The following is a 17539-nucleotide window of genomic DNA, read 5'->3' as shown; positions in this document are numbered from 1 at the left end:
GATCTGTGTGCTCCCTGTGGGAGCGAGCCTGCTCGCGAAGAACGATAACTCGGTACTGCTGGCTGTAACCGGCCAGCCTTTGCTATGATGCGGCCGCTCTTTTGCGGGTAAACCTGACTAAAGTACTAGGTCTTATAGTTGACTTAAATACTCAGGAATTGCATACTCGCCCCATTCCGAACTCCGTGGTAATTGTCCATGCGACTGACTACAAAAGGCCGATACGCCGTGACCGCCATGCTCGATCTGGCGTTGCACGCGCAGCACGGGCCCGTGTCCCTGGCCGATATCTCCGAGCGCCAAGGCATCTCCCTGTCCTACCTCGAGCAGCTGTTCGCCAAGCTGCGCCGCAGCAACCTGGTGTCCAGCGTTCGTGGCCCAGGCGGCGGTTACCAGCTGTCACGCGACATGCAAGGTATCCAGGTCGCCCAGGTGATCGATGCGGTGAACGAATCGGTCGATGCCACCAAATGCCAGGGCCAGGGTGATTGCCATCAAGGCGACACCTGCCTGACCCACCACTTGTGGTGCGATCTGAGCCTGCAGATTCACGAATTTCTGAGCGGTATCAGCTTGGCTGACCTTGTGACTCGCCGTGAGGTACAAGAAGTAGCCCAGCGTCAGGATCAACGCCGTTGCAACAGCAAGGCGCCACGCCTGGACAAGATTGAAGCGTCCGCCGTCGAATGACAGCCAGAGAGCTAACGGCGTGCCAGCCAGCCTGATTTAGGAGATAGTCCATGAAATTGCCGATTTACCTTGATTACTCTGCGACTACCCCGGTTGATCCGCGTGTCGCGCAAAAAATGAGTGAATGCCTGCTGGTCGACGGAAACTTCGGTAACCCGGCGTCCCGTTCCCACGTGTTCGGCTGGAAAGCTGAAGAGTCCGTCGAAAACGCCCGTCGTCAGGTGGCCGACCTGGTCAATGCCGACCCGCGCGAAATCGTCTGGACCTCCGGTGCCACCGAATCCGACAACCTGGCAATCAAGGGTGCGGCACATTTCTACGCCACCAAAGGCAAGCACCTGATCACCACCAAGATCGAGCACAAGGCTGTCCTGGACACCATGCGCCAACTGGAGCGTGAAGGTTTCGAAGTCACCTACATCGAGCCTCGTACCGACGGACTGGTGACTCCGGAGATGGTCGAAGCCGAGCTGCGCGACGACACCATCCTGGTTTCGGTCATGCACGTGAACAACGAAATCGGCACCGTCAACGACATCGCCGCCATCGGCGAGCTGACCCGCTCCAAAGGCATCCTGTTCCACGTCGACGCCGCTCAGTCCACCGGCAAGGTCGAGATCGACCTGCAGAAGCTGAAAGTCGACCTGATGTCGTTCTCCGCCCACAAGACTTATGGCCCTAAAGGCATCGGCGCCCTGTACGTGAGCCGCAAGCCGCGTGTGCGCATCGAAGCGACCATGCACGGCGGCGGTCACGAGCGCGGCATGCGCTCCGGCACCCTGGCGACCCACCAGATCGTCGGCATGGGCGAAGCCTTCCGCGTGGCCAAGGAAGACATGGCTGCCGAGAACGCACGCATCAAGGCCCTGAGCGACCGCTTCTACAAGCAGGTCGAGCACCTGGAAGAGCTGTACGTCAACGGCAGCCTGACCGCCCGCGTTCCGCACAACCTGAACCTGAGCTTCAACTACGTTGAAGGCGAGTCGCTGATCATGGCGCTCAAGGATCTGGCGGTTTCGTCCGGTTCGGCTTGCACCTCGGCATCGCTTGAGCCTTCCTACGTGCTGCGCGCCCTGGGCCGCAACGATGAACTGGCACACAGCTCGATCCGTTTCACCTTCGGCCGCTTCACCACCGAAGAAGAAATCGACTACGCCGCGCAGAAAGTCTGCGAGGCCGTTACCAAGCTGCGCGCTCTGTCGCCGCTGTGGGACATGTACAAAGACGGTGTCGACATTTCGAAAATCGAGTGGGCGGCACACTGATTTCAAGTCGCCGCGAACCAGCCCTGCGGACCCAGGTTCCGGGGCTTTAAGAGCGACTCTCTGATGAGTGAGGATTAAGAACCATGGCTTACAGCGAAAAGGTCATCGACCACTACGAAAACCCGCGCAACGTCGGCAAGATGGACGCGGAAGATCCTGATGTCGGCACCGGCATGGTCGGCGCGCCGGCTTGCGGCGACGTGATGCGCCTGCAGATCAAGGTCAACGACGCCGGCATCATCGAAGATGCCAAGTTCAAGACCTATGGCTGCGGTTCGGCCATCGCTTCCAGCTCCCTGGCCACTGAGTGGATGAAGGGCAAGACGCTGGACGAGGCAGAAACCATCAAGAACACTCAGCTGGCTGAAGAACTGGCCCTGCCGCCAGTGAAAATTCACTGCTCCGTGCTCGCTGAAGACGCCATCAAGGCGGCCGTTCGCGATTACAAGCAGAAGAAAGGCTTGATCTGACTTTCAGGATTTGGCGACGAGTAAGGAGTCACCGATGGCTATCAGCATGACAGAAGCGGCTGCTCGACACGTGCGACGCTCCCTCGACGGGCGCGGCAAAGGTGAGGGGATTCGCCTGGGTGTTCGCACCACAGGCTGTTCCGGCCTTGCCTACGTGCTGGAGTTTGTCGACGAGGTGGTTGCAGAGGATCAGGTGTTCGAAAGTCACGGCGAAAAAGTGATCATCGACCCGAAAAGCCTGGCCTACCTGGACGGCACCGAGCTCGATTTCGTCAAGGAAGGGTTGAACGAAGGCTTCAAGTTCAACAACCCCAACGTGCGCGGTGAATGTGGCTGCGGCGAAAGCTTCAATATCTGAGGCTGCTCGTGGGTACTCCTTGTCATTTCGCTTTATTTGAGCTGCAGCCGAGTTTCAATCTGGACCTCGATCAGCTGGCTTCGCGTTACCGCGAGCTGGCGCGCAGCGTTCATCCGGACCGCTTTGCTGACGCCTCCGAGCGTGAGCAACGGCTGGCGCTAGAGCAATCCGCGAGCCTCAACGAGGCCTACCAGACGCTCAAGAGTCCCCCCAAGCGCGCGCGATACCTGCTCGCCTTGAATGGTGGCGAGCTGCCGCTGGAGGTCACGGTGCATGACCCGGAGTTTCTTCTGCAACAGATGGAGTTGCGCGAAGAGCTCGAGGACCTGCAGGACAGCGCCGACTTGTCGGGCGTTGCCGCGTTCAAGCGCCGGTTGAAGACTGCCCAGGATGAACTGAACCAAAGCTTCGCAGCTTGCTGGAACGATGCCGCGCAACGTGAACGGGCCGAACGCCTGATGCGGCGCATGCAGTTCCTCGACAAGCTCACCTACGAAGTGCGCCAATTAGAAGAGCGCCTCGACGATTAACCCAGTGCCGCTCCGGTCGCACGCCTGATATACAGATAAGTCCTGATAACGATGGCCCTACTGCAGATCGCCGAACCCGGCCAAAGTCCTCAACCGCACCAGCGTCGTCTGGCTGTGGGGATCGACTTGGGCACTACCAATTCGCTGGTCGCTGCATTGCGCAGTGGACTTTCCGAGCCTCTGGCCGACGCAGAAGGGCAGGTTATCCTGCCGTCTGCCGTGCGCTATCACGCCGATCGCGTCGAAGTCGGCGAGTCGGCCAGGCTGGCTGCCGCCACCGATCCCTTGAACACCGTGCTGTCGGTCAAGCGCTTGATGGGTCGTGGTCTGTCCGACGTCAAGCAATTGGGCGAGCAACTGCCATACCGCTTTGTCGGTGGCGAGTCGCACATGCCGTTCATCGACACGATCCAGGGCCCGAAAAGCCCGGTCGAAGTCTCGGCGGATATCCTCAAGGTCTTGCGCCAGCGTGCCGAAGCCACCCTCGGTGGTGAGCTGGTGGGTGCGGTCATCACCGTTCCGGCCTATTTCGACGACGCTCAGCGTCAAGCCACCAAGGACGCGGCCAAACTGGCCGGCCTTAATGTGCTGCGTTTGCTCAACGAGCCGACGGCAGCGGCGGTGGCTTATGGCCTGGATCAGCATGCCGAAGGCCTGGTGGCGATTTATGACCTGGGCGGTGGTACGTTCGATATCTCGATTCTGCGTCTGACCGGCGGTGTCTTCGAAGTGCTGGCCACCGGCGGCGACAGTGCCCTGGGTGGCGATGACTTCGACCACGCCATTGCTGGCTGGATCATCGAGAGTGCCGGTTTGTCAGCCGACCTGGATCCGGGTGCGCAACGCAATCTGCTGCAAACCGCTTGCGCGGCCAAAGAGGCGCTGACCAACGCGGCGTCGGTTGAAGTCGCGTATGGCGACTGGAAAGCCGAGCTGACCCGTGAAGCCTTCAATGCGCTGATCGAGCCAATGGTTGCCCGCAGCCTGAAAGCCTGTCGCCGCGCCGTTCGTGACTCCGGTGTCGAGCTGGAAGAGGTGCACGCGGTGGTCATGGTCGGCGGTTCGACTCGCGTCCCGCGTGTTCGCGACGCCGTTGCCGAAGCTTTTGGTCGCCAGCCGCTGACTGAAATCGATCCGGATCAAGTGGTGGCCATCGGTGCCGCGATCCAGGCCGATACCCTGGCCGGCAACAAGCGCGATGGCAGTGAATTGCTGCTGCTTGACGTGATTCCGTTGTCCCTGGGGCTGGAAACCATGGGCGGTCTGATGGAGAAGGTGATTCCGCGCAACACCACCATTCCCGTCGCCCGCGCCCAGGATTTCACCACCTATAAAGATGGCCAGTCGGCCATGGCAATCCACGTATTGCAGGGTGAGCGCGAGCTGATCAGCGACTGTCGCTCCCTGGCGCGCTTCGAATTGCGTGGCATTCCGGCGATGGTTGCCGGTGCGGCGAAGATTCGCGTGACCTTCCAGGTCGATGCCGATGGTCTGCTGAGCGTCTCCGCTCGCGAGCTGGGCTCGGGTGTCGAGGCCAGCATCCAGGTCAAGCCGTCCTACGGTCTGACCGACGGCGAAATCGCCAAGATGCTCAAGGATTCGTTCCAGCACGCCAACGACGACAAGGTGGCCCGCGTGCTGCGTGAGCAGCAGGTCGATGCCCAGCGTCTGATCGAAGCGGTGCAGGCCGCCCTGGAAGCCGACGGCGAGCGCCTGCTCGATGCCGATGAACGCATGGTCATCGAGCTGCAGGTGCAGGAACTGACCGAACTGATGAAAGGTACCGATGGTTACGCCATCGAGCAGCAGACCAAGCGTCTGTCGCAAGTGACCGATGCCTTTGCTGCCCGCCGCCTGGACTCGACGGTGAAAGCCGCGCTGGCGGGGCGCAACCTGAATGAGATTGAGGAATAACGATGCCGCAGGTCATTTTTCTGCCACACGAAAAGTTTTGCCCGGAAGGCATGGTCGTGGAGGCTGAGACCGGTACGTCCATCCTCGAGCTGGCCCATGAGCACCACATCGAGATGGAAAGTGCCTGTGGCGGCGTCTGCGCCTGTACCACCTGCCACTGCATCATCCGTGAGGGTTTTGACTCGCTGGAAGAAGCCGATGAGCTGGAAGAGGACTATCTTGACAAGGCCTGGGGACTGGAAGCTCAGTCGCGCCTGGGCTGTCAGGCCAAGGTCGGGACTGAAGACCTGACCGTCGAAATTCCGAAATACTCGCTCAACCACGCAGCCGAAGCGCCGCACTGATTCAAGGAATTGTCATGAGTCTCAAGTGGACTGATGTGCTGGAAATCGCGATCCAGCTGGCTGAAACCAAGCCCGATGTAGATCCTATGTCGGTCAACTTCGTCGATCTGCGCAAATGGGTGATGGAATTGCCCGAGTTCGACGATCACCCTGATCATTGTGGCGAAAAGATCCTGGAGGCCATTCAGGCCCACTGGATCGAAGAACGCGACTGAGCCACGCTGCAGGTTAGGCAATACCCAAGAACCCGCGTATAATTCGCGGGTTTAATTTTTCGCAAATTACCGTTTCTGGAGTTACATCATGGCTGTTCAACGTACTTTCTCCATCATCAAGCCTGACGCCGTTGCTAAAAACGTGATCGGCGAGATCACCACCCGTTTCGAAAAAGCAGGCCTGCGCGTTGTAGCTTCGAAACTGAAGCAGCTGTCCAAAGCCGAAGCCGAAGGCTTCTACGCTGAGCACAAAGAGCGCGGTTTCTTCGGTGACCTGGTTGCTTTCATGATCTCCGGTCCGGTTGTCGTTCAGGTTCTGGAAGGCGAAAACGCTATCGCTCTGAACCGTGAGCTGATGGGCGCTACCAACCCTAAAGAAGCTGCTGCCGGCACCATCCGTGCTGACTTCGCTGAATCCATCGACGCCAACGCTGTACACGGCTCGGACTCCGAAGCCGCTGCCGCTCGCGAAATCTCGTACTTCTTCGCAGCTACTGAAGTAACCACTCGCTAAGCATTGGCTTAAGAGTGAAGGTGAATCCATGACTACATCGACTGTTAAAACCAACCTGCTGGGTCTCACCCAGTCGGAAATGGAAAAATTCTTCGACTCAATCGGGGAGAAGCGTTTCCGTGCCGGTCAGGTAATGAAATGGATTCACCACTTTGGCGTCGATGATTTCGACGCCATGACGAACGTCAGCAAGGCCTTGCGCGAAAAGCTCAAGGCTGTTGCTGAAGTTCGCGGTCCGGAAGTGGTCAGCGAGGACATCTCCAGCGACGGCACCCGCAAGTGGGTGGTGCGCGTGGCGTCCGGCAGCTGCGTCGAGACCGTGTACATTCCCCAGGGCAAGCGCGGCACCTTGTGCGTTTCGTCCCAGGCAGGCTGTGCCCTGGATTGCAGTTTCTGCTCCACCGGCAAGCAAGGCTTCAACAGCAACCTCACCGCCGCCGAAGTCATTGGCCAGGTGTGGATTGCCAACAAATCCTTTGGCAGCGTCCCGGCGACCGTCGACCGTGCCATCACCAACGTGGTGATGATGGGCATGGGTGAGCCGCTGCTGAACTTCGACAACGTCATTGCCGCCATGCATCTGATGATGGATGACCTGGGCTACGGCATTTCCAAGCGCCGCGTGACCCTGTCCACCTCGGGCGTGGTACCGATGATCGATGAGCTGTCCAAGCACATCGACGTCTCCCTGGCGTTGTCCCTGCACGCACCGAATGACGCATTGCGTAACCAATTGGTGCCGATCAACAAGAAGTATCCGCTTAAGATGCTCCTCGAGTCGTGCCAGCGCTACATGTCGTCCCTGGGCGAAAAGCGCGTGCTGACCATCGAGTACACCTTGCTCAAGGACGTGAACGACAAGGTCGAGCACGCGGTCGAGATGATCGAGTTGCTCAAGAACATCCCATGCAAGATCAACCTGATACCTTTCAACCCGTTCCCGCACTCCGGGTACGAGCGGCCGAGCAACAACGCCATTCGTCGGTTCCAGGATCAGCTTCATCATGCCGGTTTCAACGTCACTGTCCGCACCACCCGTGGTGAAGACATCGACGCCGCTTGTGGTCAACTGGTAGGGCAGGTGCTGGATCGCACCCGTCGCAGCGAACGTTATATCGCGGTGCGTGAATTGAGCGCCGAGAACGATATTGCTTCGAGCGCCGCGAATAAGTAACCAAGAGAGGATCTCTATGTCCCTGCGCTTTGCGCTGCTTTTGCTATTGGCCAGCCTCTGCGCTGGCTGTGTGCTTTCGGGCGATTACAACCCGATGAAGACCAGCAAGGGCCGCGACGAAGCGCGTGAGGCGTATGTGCAGCTGGGTATCGGTTATCTGCAACAGGGCATGACCGAACGGGCCAAAGTACCGCTGAAGAAAGCCCTGGAACTGGATGCTGCGGATCCGGACGCCAACGCGGCGCTGGGGCTGGTGTTCCAGGCCGAGATGGAGCCGGAACTGGCCGACCAGCATTTTCGCAAGGCGCTGTCTTCCCGTCCCGCCGATGCGCGAATCCTCAATAACTACGGCAGTTTTCTTTTCGAGCAAAAACGTTACAAGGAAGCCTACGAGCGCTTTGAACAGGCCGCCGCCGATACCCTGTATCCTGAGCGATCGCGAGTGTTCGAGAACCTGGGCATGACCGCTTCGATGCTTGGCCAGCGGGAGTTGGCCCAGCAGCAACTGGAAAAAGCCCTGCGTTTGAATCGCCAACAACCACGCGCATTGCTGGAAATGGCTGAGTTGTCTTACGAAGACAGGCATTATGTGCCCGCGCGTGACTACTACGATCGTTTTAGTCTGCTCGCCGAGCAAAATGCACGTAGTCTATTGCTCGGCGTTCGGCTGGCAAAAGTGTTTGAAGATCGCGACAAGGCCGCAAGTGCAGGCCTGCAATTAAAACGACTCTATCCCGGTACACCGGAATATCAGCAATACCTGTCGGAGCAATGATGAAAGCGGCGCATCCCGAAGTTGTAGCAGCGAATCGCGTTAACCCCGGTGAGACCCTGCGCCAGGCCCGCGAAAGCAATGGCTGGTCGCTGGCCGAAGTGGCTCTCAAGCTCAACCTCACCGTCAACTCCCTGAGCAATCTGGAAGCCGGCGAATTCGACAAGCTGCCTGGGCACACCTTTGCTCGCGGCTATATTCGCGCCTATGCCAAATTGCTCGGCATGGACCAGGCCGTTCTGGTCCAGCAGTTCGATCAATCCACCGGTACCGACTCCCAGGGCAGCAGCGTGCATAGCTTGGGTCGTATCGAAGAACCGGTTCGGGTTTCCCACACCATCTTGCGTGTTGTCAGCCTGTTGCTGCTGGTGGCGGTGATCGGTGGTGGTTTTGTCTGGTGGCAGGATCAAACCTCGCTGCGCACCAAGGACCTGATCAGCCTGAGCCCTGAACACGTGGAAGTCGAAGGCGCCGACGGCACCACCCAGATTCATCCTCTGGACGAGCCGGAAGACCAGGCTGTCGCGGAAGGTCAGGCTGAAAACACCACCGCTCTGGCATTGCCGCAAGCCGAGACCGCGGCTGAAGCACCGGCGGATGCTCAAGCGACTGAACCCGCAGCGCCTGTATCACCAGCACCAGCGCCAGCTGCACCGGCGCACAGTACGGCTGCGGTTGTCGCGACGCCTGCGACTCCGGCCCCGGCAGTTCCCGCCGTACCGGCCCCGGCAGTCACTGCACCGATTGCCCCGAGCGTTCCGGCGCAAGCGGCTGCGACGCCAGCTCCGGCAGCGGCTCCGGTGGCCGGCCAGGGTCAGGTTCAACTGCAATTCACCGCCGATTGCTGGACGCAAGTGACCGATGGCAGCGGCAAGGTGTTGTTCAGTGGTCTCAAGCGTAAAGGCGATAGCCTTTCCGTCAGCGGCAAGCCACCGTTTGCCGTCCGCCTGGGCTTCGCCCGTGGCGCGCAGGTCAGCTACAACGGCCAGTCGGTCGATGTTGCTCCGTTCACCAGTGGCGAGACTGCTCGCCTGAAGTTGGGTCAATAAGTCATGCACGGCGAATCTCCAATCAAACGTCGCGAATCGCGCAAGATCTGGGTCGGTAACGTGCCTGTTGGCGGCGATGCGCCTATCGCTGTGCAGAGCATGACCAACAGCGACACTAACGATGTCGCGGCCACCGTGGCGCAGATCAATCGTCTGGAAGCGGCTGGCGTCGATATCGTGCGGGTATCCGTACCGGACATGGACGCCGCCGAGGCCTTCGGCAAGATCAAGCAACTGGTCAAGGTGCCATTGGTGGCCGATATCCATTTCGACTACCGCATTGCGTTGCGCGTCGCCGAGCTGGGTGTCGACTGCCTGCGTATCAACCCGGGCAACATCGGTCGCGAAGATCGCGTACGCGCCGTGGTCGATGCCGCCCGTGATCGCGGGATTCCGATTCGCATCGGCGTCAACGCCGGCTCCCTGGAAAAAGACCTGCAAAAGAAATACGGCGAGCCGACCCCGGCCGCGCTGGTCGAGTCGGCCTTGCGCCATGTCGAGCACCTTGAACGCCTGAATTTCCAGGACTTCAAGGTCAGCGTGAAAGCCTCCGACGTGTTCATGGCCGTCGAAGCCTACCGCCTGCTGGCCAAGGAAATCGTCCAGCCGCTGCACCTGGGCATCACCGAAGCCGGTGGTTTGCGTTCAGGCACGGTGAAATCCGCCGTGGGCCTCGGTATGCTGCTCGCCGAAGGGATTGGCGATACTATTCGCATCTCGTTGGCGGCCGACCCGGTCGAGGAAGTGAAAGTCGGCTACGACATTCTCAAATCCCTTCACCTGCGTTCCCGTGGCATCAACTTCATCGCCTGCCCGAGCTGCTCGCGGCAGAACTTCGATGTGGTCAAGACCATGAACGAGCTGGAAGGGCGCCTCGAAGACCTGCTGGTGCCGCTGGATGTCGCAGTCATCGGTTGCGTGGTCAACGGACCGGGTGAAGCCAAGGAAGCCCATATCGGCTTGACCGGCGGCACGCCAAACCTGATTTACATCGACGGCAAGCCGTCGCAGAAACTGACGAATGACAATCTGGTGGATGAGCTTGAACGCTTGATCCGCCAGAAAGCGGCCGAAAAGGTCGAAGCTGACGCTGCCGTTATCGCGCGCGGCTGATCGAACGAATTAAGGAATTTTTGTGAGCAAGTCTCTGCAAGCCATTCGTGGCATGAACGACATCCTGCCCGAACAGACCCCGCTGTGGCGTCATTTCGAAGGCAAAGTTTCGCGTCTGCTGGATAACTACGGTTACAAGCAGATCCGCATGCCGATCGTCGAGTTCACCGAGCTGTTCAAGCGCTCCATCGGTGAAGTGACCGATATCGTCGAAAAAGAGATGTACACCTTCGACGACCGCAACGGCGATTCCCTGACCCTGCGTCCCGAGGGTACCGCGGCGTGCGTGCGTGCAGTGCTCGAACACGGCATCACTGGCGGTGGCCAGGTGCAGAAGCTCTGGTACATCGGCCCGATGTTCCGCCACGAGCGGCCGCAGAAAGGTCGTTATCGCCAGTTCCACCAGATCGGTGTCGAGGTGTTCAACCTCGACGGTCCGGACATCGACGCAGAACTGATCGTGCTGACCTGGCGCCTGTGGGGCGAGCTGGGTATTCGCGATGCGGTCAAGCTCGAGCTCAACAGCCTGGGCACCAGCGAGTCCCGTGGCCGTTATCGCGAAGCGCTGGTCGAGTTCCTGTCCGGGCACCTGGACAAGCTGGACGAAGACAGCCAGCGTCGCCTGAAGACCAACCCGTTGCGGGTACTGGACACCAAGAACGCCGAGACGCAGGCGATTCTGGTCGATGCGCCGAAAATGGCCGATTACCTCGACGAAGAGTCCCGCGTGCACTTCGAGGGCCTCAAGGCTCGTCTGGACGCTGCCGGCATTCCTTACGTGATCAACCCGAAGCTGGTTCGCGGGCTGGATTACTACAGCAAGACCGTTTTCGAGTGGGTCACCGACAAACTGGGCGCCCAGGGCACCGTGTGTGCCGGTGGTCGTTACGACGGCCTGGTCGAGCAGATGGGTGGCAAGCCGACCGCGGGTGTCGGTTTCGCCATGGGCATCGAGCGCCTGGTCCTGCTGCTCGAAACCCTCGAGCAGATCCCGGAAGAGATCTCCCGTCAGGTCGACGTCTACCTCTGCGCCTTCGGTGAAGAAGCCGAGCTGGCCGGCCTGGCCCTGGCCGAGCGTGTGCGTGACCAATTGCCCAACCTGCGCCTGCAAGTGAATGCCGGCGCCGGCAGCTTTAAAAGCCAGTTCAAGAAAGCCGACAAGAGCGGTGCGTTGTATGCATTGATCCTCGGTGACGACGAGATGGCCCAGCAAGTGGTAGGTTTCAAACCCCTGCGTGGCCAGGGCGAACAACAAAGCATTGCCTGGGATGCGCTTGCTGCACACCTGGCCACCTGCGTCGTGCAGGGTTGACGCTGTCTTAACAGCCGATTTAGCGATTAAGGAGTATTGGGGTGTCGAGTACCGAAGACGAAAACCTGGCGGATTTGAAGGAATGGTGGTCACGCAACGGCAAGCCCCTGGTCACTGGCGGCCTGTTGGCGCTGGTTATCGTGTTCGGCTGGCAGGCGTTCCAGAAGTATCAGAACAACCAGTCGCAAGGCGCCTCGGTGCTCTACCAGCAATTGCTGGAGACCACACTGACGCCGGACGGCAAGCCTGACGCGGCCCGTGTTTCGGACCTCGCAGCCAAGCTCAACAGCGAATTCGGCGGCAGCGCCTATGCGCAATACGGCAGCCTGTTCGTGGCGAAAGTCGCCGTCGACAGCGGTAAGCTGGATGACGCAGCCAGCGAACTGAAAGCCATTGCCGACAAACCGGCCAACCCGGCACTGGGCGAAATCGCCCGTCAGCGCCTGGCGCAGGTGCTGGGCGCGCAGAACAAGGCCGATGAGGCCCTGAAACTGCTCGAAGGCGATGCCGACAAGGCCTTCCTGGCCACTCGCGAAGAACTCAAGGGCGACCTGCTGGTGCAGCTGGGTCGTACCGATGAAGCGCACGCGGCGTATCAAAAAGCCAAGGCGGCACTGTCGGATGAAGCGGCGGTCGGTGGCCTACAAATCAAGCTGGACGACCTGGCCAAAGGGGATGCGTGACGTGATCCGTTGGAAACATGCAGCATTGCTGACCCTGGCCATTTTGGCCGCAGGTTGCAGCAGCAACAGCAAGAAAGAACTGCCACCGGCCGAGTTGACCGATTTCAAGGAAGAAGTGGTTCTGCAAAAGCAGTGGAGTCGTTCGATCGGTGACGGTCAGGGCGAAACCTACAACATGCTGGTACCGGCGATCGATGGCAGCACCATCTATGCCGCCGATGTAACCGGTGTGGTGATGGCGATGGATCGCAGCAACGGCGACGTCAAGTGGAAGAAAGATCTCGAACTGCCTGTTTCCGGCGCCGTTGGCGTCGCTTACGGTCTGCTGACGGTCGGTACGACCAAGGGTGAGATCGTTGCCCTGGATGCCATCAGCGGCGAAGAGAAATGGCGCTCCCGGGTGTCCAGCGAAGTCCTCGCACCGCCGGCCAACAACGGTGATGTGGTTGTGGTTCAGACCCAGGACGACCGTCTGATCGGCCTGGACGCCGCGACCGGCAACCAGCGCTGGTTGTATGACAGCACGCCTGCCGTATTGACCCTGCGCGGTACCAGCGCGCCGATCGTCACCAACCGCCTCGCGGTGGCTGGCCTGTCGACCGGTAAAGTGGTCGCTCTCGACATTTCCAACGGCGTGCCGGTATGGGAACAGCGTGTAGCGATCCCGCAAGGCCGTTCGGAACTGGAGCGCGTTGTCGACATCGACGGCGGCCTGCTGTTGTCCGGCGAAACGATTTATGTCGCGAGCTACCAGGGTCGCGTTGCGGCACTGGACCTGCAAAGCGGTCGGCAGCTGTGGCAGCGTGATGCTTCCAGCTACGCCGGTGTCGCCCAGGGTTTCGGCAGCGTCTACGTGAGCCTGTCTTCGGGTACCGTTGAAGGTGTCGACGAACGTTCCACCACTGCCCTGTGGAGCAACGATTCGCTGGCCCGCCGTCAACTGTCGGCCCCGGAAGTGTTCTCCAGCTACGTTGCAGTCGGTGACCTGGAAGGTTACCTGCACCTGCTGAGCCAGGTGGACGGCCGTTTCGTCGGCCGCGAACGCATCGACAGCGACGGCCTGCGTGCCCGTCCGCTGGTGGTGGGTGACACGATTTATGTCTATGGCAACAGCGGCAAACTGGAAGCCCTGACCATTAAGTAAGAACTATGCTTGGGGTTAACCACCTCAGGCTGCTTCACTTGCGGGTATGAATGTGGGAGCGAGCCTGCTCGCGATGGACGTCAACGATTACGTTTGCGTCCTGAATAAACGCGGTGCCCTGGCGTTTTTCGCGAGCAGGCTCGCTCCCACAGACAAGCGCACAGTGTTGCCCCGAGCACCAGCCGCTGCCTCGCAGCGGCTTTTGTATTTTCTGAAATAACGAAGTGGAGAGCCGCATGGTTCCCGTAATCGCCCTGGTGGGCCGACCGAACGTCGGCAAGTCCACCTTGTTCAACCGCCTGACCAGGACTCGCGACGCCATCGTCGGCGACTTGTCCGGTCTGACCCGTGATCGCCAGTACGGTGAGGCCAAGTGGCAAGGGCGTTCCTACATTCTGATCGACACCGGCGGTATCTCCGGTGACGAGCATGGTATGGACGAAAAAATGGCCGAGCAGTCGCTGCTGGCCATTGAAGAAGCGGATGTAGTGCTGTTCCTGGTAGATGCCAAGGCCGGTTTCACCGCCGCCGACCAGATGATCGCCGAGCATTTGCGCAAACGTAACAAGCGTTCTCACGTGGTTGCCAACAAGGTCGACAACATCGACCCGGAAATGGCCCGCGCCGAATTCGCCCCGTTGGGCATGGGCCACGCGATCCCGATCGCCGGCGCCCACGGTCGCGGCATCACCCAGTTGCTGGAAGCGGCACTGAGTGAATTCCCGAAAGACGAAGACGAGCTGGAAGAAGGCGAGGAAGAGGACGTTGCAGAAGGCGAGGAAGCCAAGCGCATTCCTGGCCCGAGCGAAAAAGACGGGATCAAGATCGCCATCATCGGCCGGCCGAACGTCGGCAAGTCGACCCTGGTCAACCGCATGCTCGGTGAAGACCGGGTGATCGTGTATGACCAACCCGGCACCACCCGCGACAGTATCTACATCCCGTTCGAGCGTAACGACGAGAAGTACACGCTGATCGACACCGCCGGTGTGCGCAAGCGCGGCAAGATCCACGAAGAAGTCGAAAAATTCTCCGTGGTCAAAACCCTGCAAGCCATCAAAGACGCCAACGTGGTGATCTTCGTGATGGACGCCCGCGAAGGCGTGGTAGACCACGACCTCAACCTGCTGGGCTTTGCCATTGAGTCGGGTCGTGCGCTGGTCATCGCGATCAACAAGTGGGACGGCATGACGCCGAGCGAGCGTGACTTCGTGAAGGTCGAGCTGCAGCGTCGCCTGTTCTTCGTTGACTATGCCGACATCCACTTCATCTCGGCACTGCACGGCACTGGCGTGGGCAACCTCTACGCCTCGGTGCAGAACTCGTTCAAGTCCGCGGTCACCCGCTGGCCGACCAACCGCCTGACCCAGATCCTGGAAGACGCGGTTGGCGAGCACGCACCGCCGATGGTCAACAACCGCCGGATCAAGCTGCGTTACGCCCACCTGGGTGGTGCGAACCCGCCGATCATCGTGATCCACGGTAACCAGATCGAGAAGGTGCCGAAGTCTTACGTGCGTTACCTGGAAAACACTTATCGCCGTGTCTTGAAGCTGGTCGGTACGCCGATCCGCATCGAGTTCAAGGGCGGCGAGAACCCGTACGAAGGCAACAAGAACTCGCTGACCGACCGCCAGGTCAACAAGAAGCGCCGCTTGATGTCGCACCACAAGAAGGCCGACAAGAAGCGCCGCGACAAGCGCTGATTCAAGGCTTGCCTCACCCCTGTGGGAGCGGACTTGTTGTGGCGAGGGAGCTTGCTCCCGCTGGACCGCGAAGCGGTCCTATTATCTGCAACCGAGATCGTTCAGTTAGAACGTATCGACTGATTTGCGACTGCTGCGCAGCCGAGCGGGAGCAAGCTCCCTCGCCACAGGGTTATGTGTTGGTTATTAGAAGAAGGGCGCTATTGGCGCCCTTTTTTTATGGACGCCGGATGGGCTATCCTCGGGCTCTCCCGCGCCGCCGTTAGAGCCGGGTGTAGAGCAGGGAATCACCGATGATCACCAGTAAGCTGCCGAATGTCGGCATCACTATCTTCACTCAGATGTCTCAGCTCGCGGCGCAGACCGGGGCGCTTAATCTGTCCCAGGGTTTTCCCGATTTCGACGGCCCGCAAGCCCTGCGTGACGCGGTCGGTCGACACATCGCCAGTGGCCACAACCAGTACTCGCCCATGACCGGCCTGCCGGCCCTGCGTCAGCAGATTGCGGCCAAAATTACCCGTAGCTATGGCGTCAACGTCGATGCCGACCACGAGGTGACGGTCACTCCCGGCGCGACCCAGGCGATCTTCTGTGCCATCCAGGCCGTAATCCACAGCGGTGACGAAGTCATCGTGTTCGATCCGGCCTATGACAGTTACGAACCTTCGGTGGAGCTGGCCGGTGGGCGCTGTGTGCATGTGCAATTGGGCGTGAAGGATTTCAGTATCGACTTCGAGAAACTCGCCGAAGCCCTGAGCCCTCGCACGCGGATGATTATCCTCAATACCCCGCACAACCCCAGCGGTGCGCTGATCAGTCGTGCCGAACTGGATCAGTTGGCAGCGTTGATCCGCGATCGCGACATCTATGTGATCAGCGACGAAGTTTACGAACACCTGGTGTACGACGGCGTGCCTCACGTCAGCGTGCTGGCCCATGAAGAACTGTATCAGCGCGCTTTCGTGGTCAGTTCCTTCGGCAAGACCTACCACGTCACCGGCTGGAAAACCGGCTACGTGGTCGCGCCGCCAGCCCTGACGGCCGAGCTGCGCAAGGTGCACCAGTACGTCAGTTTCTGCGGCGTGACCCCGCTGCAATATGCCCTGGCCGATTACATGGCCGAGCACCCGGAGCACGTCGAAGAATTGCCAGGTTTTTATCAGGCCAAGCGCGACTTGTTCTGCGATCTGCTGGCACCGTCGCGTTTCAGTTTCACGCGGGTGGCGGGTACGTATTTCCAGTTGGTCGACTACTCGCAGATCCGCCCGGACCTCAATGATGTCGAAATGGCGCTGTGGATGACCCGCGAACACGGCGTCGCCAGCATTCCGATCTCGGTGTTCTACCATACTCCGCCCGAAGGCCAGCGCCTTGTGCGGCTGTGTTTTGCCAAGCGCGAGGAGACCCTGCGTGAAGCGGCGGAAAAACTATGCGTGATCTGAGTGCATTGCCGAAGCTGACCGTTGCGCTGATCCAGACAACCCTGGCCTGGCACGACCGCCAGGCCAATCTGGAGCATTTCGAGCGGCTGCTCGAACAGGCTCGTGGCGCTGACCTGATCATCCTGCCGGAGATGTTCACCACCGGTTTCTCCATGGAGTCCGAGACGCTGGCCGAGGCGGAAAACGGCCCCACCAGCAAATGGTTGCGGACTCAGGCGGCGAAGCTCGATGCGGTGATTACCGGTAGCGTCATTATTCAGGTCGCCGATGGCAGTCATCGCAATCGCCTGTTATGGGCGCGGCCGGACGGCGAGGTGCTGCACTACGACAAGCGGCACCTGTTCCGTATGGCCGGCGAGCACAATCACTACACCCCCGGCGAGCGTCAGGTGCAGTTCGAGCTCAAGGGCTGGCGGGTGCGACCGCTGATTTGCTACGACCTGCGCTTCCCGGTGTGGAGCCGCGATGCCCAGGACACCGACCTGCTGTTGTATACCGCCAATTGGCCGGGCGCGCGGCGACAGCACTGGAACCGCTTGCTGCCGGCACGGGCGATCGAGAACCTGTGCTACGTGGCGGCGGTGAACCGCGTCGGCACCGACGGCAAAGGCTTTGCCTACACCGGTGACAGCCAGGTGCTGGATTTCCAGGGTGAGACATTGCTCAGCGCGGGGGAGGCGGATGGGGTATTCAAGGTGGTGCTGGATGCGGCGGAACTGGCGGCTTACCGGCAGCGGTTTCCTGCGAATCTGGATGCGGATACGTTCGAGTTCACCTGATATTCGCGGTGCCTGACAGGACCTCATCGCCAGCAGGCTGGCTCCCACATTGGAAAGGCGATCTC

19 protein-coding genes are annotated in these 17539 nt (G+C 60.1%); all 19 read left to right on the top strand.

From position 1 onward, the window contains the following. The first annotated feature begins 198 nt into the window (after nucleotides 1–198). The 19 genes from iscR (at nucleotide 199) to ACW9HW_RS22320 (ending at nucleotide 17474) form a co-directional block, all read left to right on the top strand. Complete coding sequence (gene iscR, locus ACW9HW_RS22410) at nucleotides 199–690, top strand: Fe-S cluster assembly transcriptional regulator IscR (protein WP_007903581.1); 492 nt, start codon at nucleotides 199–201, stop codon at nucleotides 688–690. Nucleotides 691–740: 50 nt separating this feature from the next. After that, entirely contained in the window at nucleotides 741–1955 is a 1215-nt protein-coding gene (locus ACW9HW_RS22405; RefSeq protein WP_095193779.1) for an IscS subfamily cysteine desulfurase, read from the top strand. Between the two features lie 83 nt (nucleotides 1956–2038). Next, nucleotides 2039–2425, top strand: coding sequence for a Fe-S cluster assembly scaffold IscU (gene iscU / locus ACW9HW_RS22400; RefSeq protein WP_007974006.1), 387 nt, complete (start codon nucleotides 2039–2041; stop codon nucleotides 2423–2425). 34 nt (nucleotides 2426–2459) lie between these two features. Continuing rightward, a complete protein-coding gene (gene iscA, locus ACW9HW_RS22395) occupies nucleotides 2460–2783 on the top strand; it encodes an iron-sulfur cluster assembly protein IscA (protein ID WP_003227904.1) in 324 nt (107 codons plus the stop codon). Between the two features lie 8 nt (nucleotides 2784–2791). Continuing rightward, on the top strand, nucleotides 2792–3313 hold the full coding sequence (gene hscB, locus ACW9HW_RS22390; protein ID WP_095193778.1) for a co-chaperone HscB: 522 nt from the start codon (nucleotides 2792–2794) through the stop codon (nucleotides 3311–3313). Nucleotides 3314–3364: 51 nt separating this feature from the next. Further along, nucleotides 3365–5227 carry a Fe-S protein assembly chaperone HscA gene (gene hscA, locus ACW9HW_RS22385; RefSeq protein ID WP_457401783.1) on the top strand — a complete coding sequence of 621 codons (1863 nt, stop codon included), beginning with the start codon at nucleotides 3365–3367 and terminating at the stop codon, nucleotides 5225–5227. Nucleotides 5228–5229: 2 nt separating this feature from the next. Then, a complete protein-coding gene (gene fdx / locus ACW9HW_RS22380; protein ID WP_085715824.1) occupies nucleotides 5230–5571 on the top strand; it encodes an ISC system 2Fe-2S type ferredoxin in 342 nt (113 codons plus the stop codon). Between the two features lie 14 nt (nucleotides 5572–5585). Then, nucleotides 5586–5786, top strand: coding sequence for a Fe-S cluster assembly protein IscX (iscX, locus tag ACW9HW_RS22375; protein ID WP_095193776.1), 201 nt, complete (start codon nucleotides 5586–5588; stop codon nucleotides 5784–5786). An 88-nt stretch (nucleotides 5787–5874) separates the two neighbouring features. Next, nucleotides 5875–6300 carry a nucleoside-diphosphate kinase gene (ndk, locus tag ACW9HW_RS22370; RefSeq protein ID WP_007964426.1) on the top strand — a complete coding sequence of 142 codons (426 nt, stop codon included), beginning with the start codon at nucleotides 5875–5877 and terminating at the stop codon, nucleotides 6298–6300. Nucleotides 6301–6328: 28 nt separating this feature from the next. Further along, the gene (gene rlmN, locus ACW9HW_RS22365) at nucleotides 6329–7474 is read left to right on the top strand and encodes a 23S rRNA (adenine(2503)-C(2))-methyltransferase RlmN (RefSeq protein WP_095193775.1); all 1146 of its coding nucleotides are present in this window, start codon (nucleotides 6329–6331) and stop codon (nucleotides 7472–7474) included. Between the two features lie 16 nt (nucleotides 7475–7490). Next, nucleotides 7491–8249, top strand: a complete 759-nt coding sequence (gene pilW / locus ACW9HW_RS22360) for a type IV pilus biogenesis/stability protein PilW (RefSeq protein WP_095193774.1) — start codon at nucleotides 7491–7493, stop codon at nucleotides 8247–8249. Further along, complete coding sequence (locus ACW9HW_RS22355) at nucleotides 8249–9295, top strand: RodZ domain-containing protein (RefSeq protein ID WP_095193773.1); 1047 nt, start codon at nucleotides 8249–8251, stop codon at nucleotides 9293–9295. Before pilW ends, ACW9HW_RS22355 begins: the two co-directional genes overlap by 1 nt. Before the next feature lie 3 nt (nucleotides 9296–9298). After that, nucleotides 9299–10408: a flavodoxin-dependent (E)-4-hydroxy-3-methylbut-2-enyl-diphosphate synthase gene (gene ispG, locus ACW9HW_RS22350; protein ID WP_003185136.1), complete on the top strand. Its 1110-nt coding sequence runs from the start codon at nucleotides 9299–9301 to the stop codon at nucleotides 10406–10408. A 22-nt stretch (nucleotides 10409–10430) separates the two neighbouring features. Beyond that, complete coding sequence (gene hisS / locus ACW9HW_RS22345; protein ID WP_095193772.1) at nucleotides 10431–11720, top strand: histidine--tRNA ligase; 1290 nt, start codon at nucleotides 10431–10433, stop codon at nucleotides 11718–11720. A gap of 41 nt (nucleotides 11721–11761) precedes the next feature. Beyond that, nucleotides 11762–12403, top strand: a complete 642-nt coding sequence (locus ACW9HW_RS22340) for a tetratricopeptide repeat protein (RefSeq protein WP_095193771.1) — start codon at nucleotides 11762–11764, stop codon at nucleotides 12401–12403. Beyond that, complete coding sequence (gene bamB, locus ACW9HW_RS22335) at nucleotides 12396–13547, top strand: outer membrane protein assembly factor BamB (protein ID WP_095193770.1); 1152 nt, start codon at nucleotides 12396–12398, stop codon at nucleotides 13545–13547. The genes ACW9HW_RS22340 and bamB overlap by 8 nt, the downstream gene beginning before the upstream one ends. Nucleotides 13548–13783: 236 nt before the next feature. Continuing rightward, a complete protein-coding gene (gene der, locus ACW9HW_RS22330; protein ID WP_095193769.1) occupies nucleotides 13784–15253 on the top strand; it encodes a ribosome biogenesis GTPase Der in 1470 nt (489 codons plus the stop codon). A 293-nt stretch (nucleotides 15254–15546) separates the two neighbouring features. After that, nucleotides 15547–16695, top strand: a complete 1149-nt coding sequence (locus tag ACW9HW_RS22325) for a pyridoxal phosphate-dependent aminotransferase (RefSeq protein WP_457401782.1) — start codon at nucleotides 15547–15549, stop codon at nucleotides 16693–16695. After that, entirely contained in the window at nucleotides 16683–17474 is a 792-nt protein-coding gene (locus tag ACW9HW_RS22320) for an amidohydrolase (RefSeq protein WP_457401781.1), read from the top strand. The genes ACW9HW_RS22325 and ACW9HW_RS22320 overlap by 13 nt, the downstream gene beginning before the upstream one ends. Nucleotides 17475–17539: the final 65 nt, after the last annotated feature.

It is taken from the genome of Pseudomonas sp. SDO5532_S415 (assembly GCF_054071155.1).
Note: the sequence above shows the minus strand (reverse complement) of the source record. Positions and strands in the feature narration are given on the sequence as shown.

What these genes read in the sequence shown, in the direction of transcription:
- rlmN (WP_095193775.1), top strand. Translation starts at nt 6,329, where the DNA reads ATGACTACATCGACTGTTAAAACCAACCTGCTGGGTCTCACCCAGTCG.
- ndk (WP_007964426.1), top strand. Translation starts at nt 5,875, where the DNA reads ATGGCTGTTCAACGTACTTTCTCCATCATCAAGCCTGACGCCGTTGCT.
- bamB (WP_095193770.1), top strand. Translation starts at nt 12,396, where the DNA reads ATGCGTGACGTGATCCGTTGGAAACATGCAGCATTGCTGACCCTGGCC.
- iscX (WP_095193776.1), top strand. Translation starts at nt 5,586, where the DNA reads ATGAGTCTCAAGTGGACTGATGTGCTGGAAATCGCGATCCAGCTGGCT.
- der (WP_095193769.1), top strand. Translation starts at nt 13,784, where the DNA reads ATGGTTCCCGTAATCGCCCTGGTGGGCCGACCGAACGTCGGCAAGTCC.
- ACW9HW_RS22325 (WP_457401782.1), top strand. Translation starts at nt 15,547, where the DNA reads ATGATCACCAGTAAGCTGCCGAATGTCGGCATCACTATCTTCACTCAG.
- pilW (WP_095193774.1), top strand. Translation starts at nt 7,491, where the DNA reads ATGTCCCTGCGCTTTGCGCTGCTTTTGCTATTGGCCAGCCTCTGCGCT.
- ACW9HW_RS22320 (WP_457401781.1), top strand. Translation starts at nt 16,683, where the DNA reads ATGCGTGATCTGAGTGCATTGCCGAAGCTGACCGTTGCGCTGATCCAG.
- fdx (WP_085715824.1), top strand. Translation starts at nt 5,230, where the DNA reads ATGCCGCAGGTCATTTTTCTGCCACACGAAAAGTTTTGCCCGGAAGGC.
- ispG (WP_003185136.1), top strand. Translation starts at nt 9,299, where the DNA reads ATGCACGGCGAATCTCCAATCAAACGTCGCGAATCGCGCAAGATCTGG.
- iscR (WP_007903581.1), top strand. Translation starts at nt 199, where the DNA reads ATGCGACTGACTACAAAAGGCCGATACGCCGTGACCGCCATGCTCGAT.
- ACW9HW_RS22405 (WP_095193779.1), top strand. Translation starts at nt 741, where the DNA reads ATGAAATTGCCGATTTACCTTGATTACTCTGCGACTACCCCGGTTGAT.
- ACW9HW_RS22355 (WP_095193773.1), top strand. Translation starts at nt 8,249, where the DNA reads ATGAAAGCGGCGCATCCCGAAGTTGTAGCAGCGAATCGCGTTAACCCC.
- iscA (WP_003227904.1), top strand. Translation starts at nt 2,460, where the DNA reads ATGGCTATCAGCATGACAGAAGCGGCTGCTCGACACGTGCGACGCTCC.
- hscA (WP_457401783.1), top strand. Translation starts at nt 3,365, where the DNA reads ATGGCCCTACTGCAGATCGCCGAACCCGGCCAAAGTCCTCAACCGCAC.
- iscU (WP_007974006.1), top strand. Translation starts at nt 2,039, where the DNA reads ATGGCTTACAGCGAAAAGGTCATCGACCACTACGAAAACCCGCGCAAC.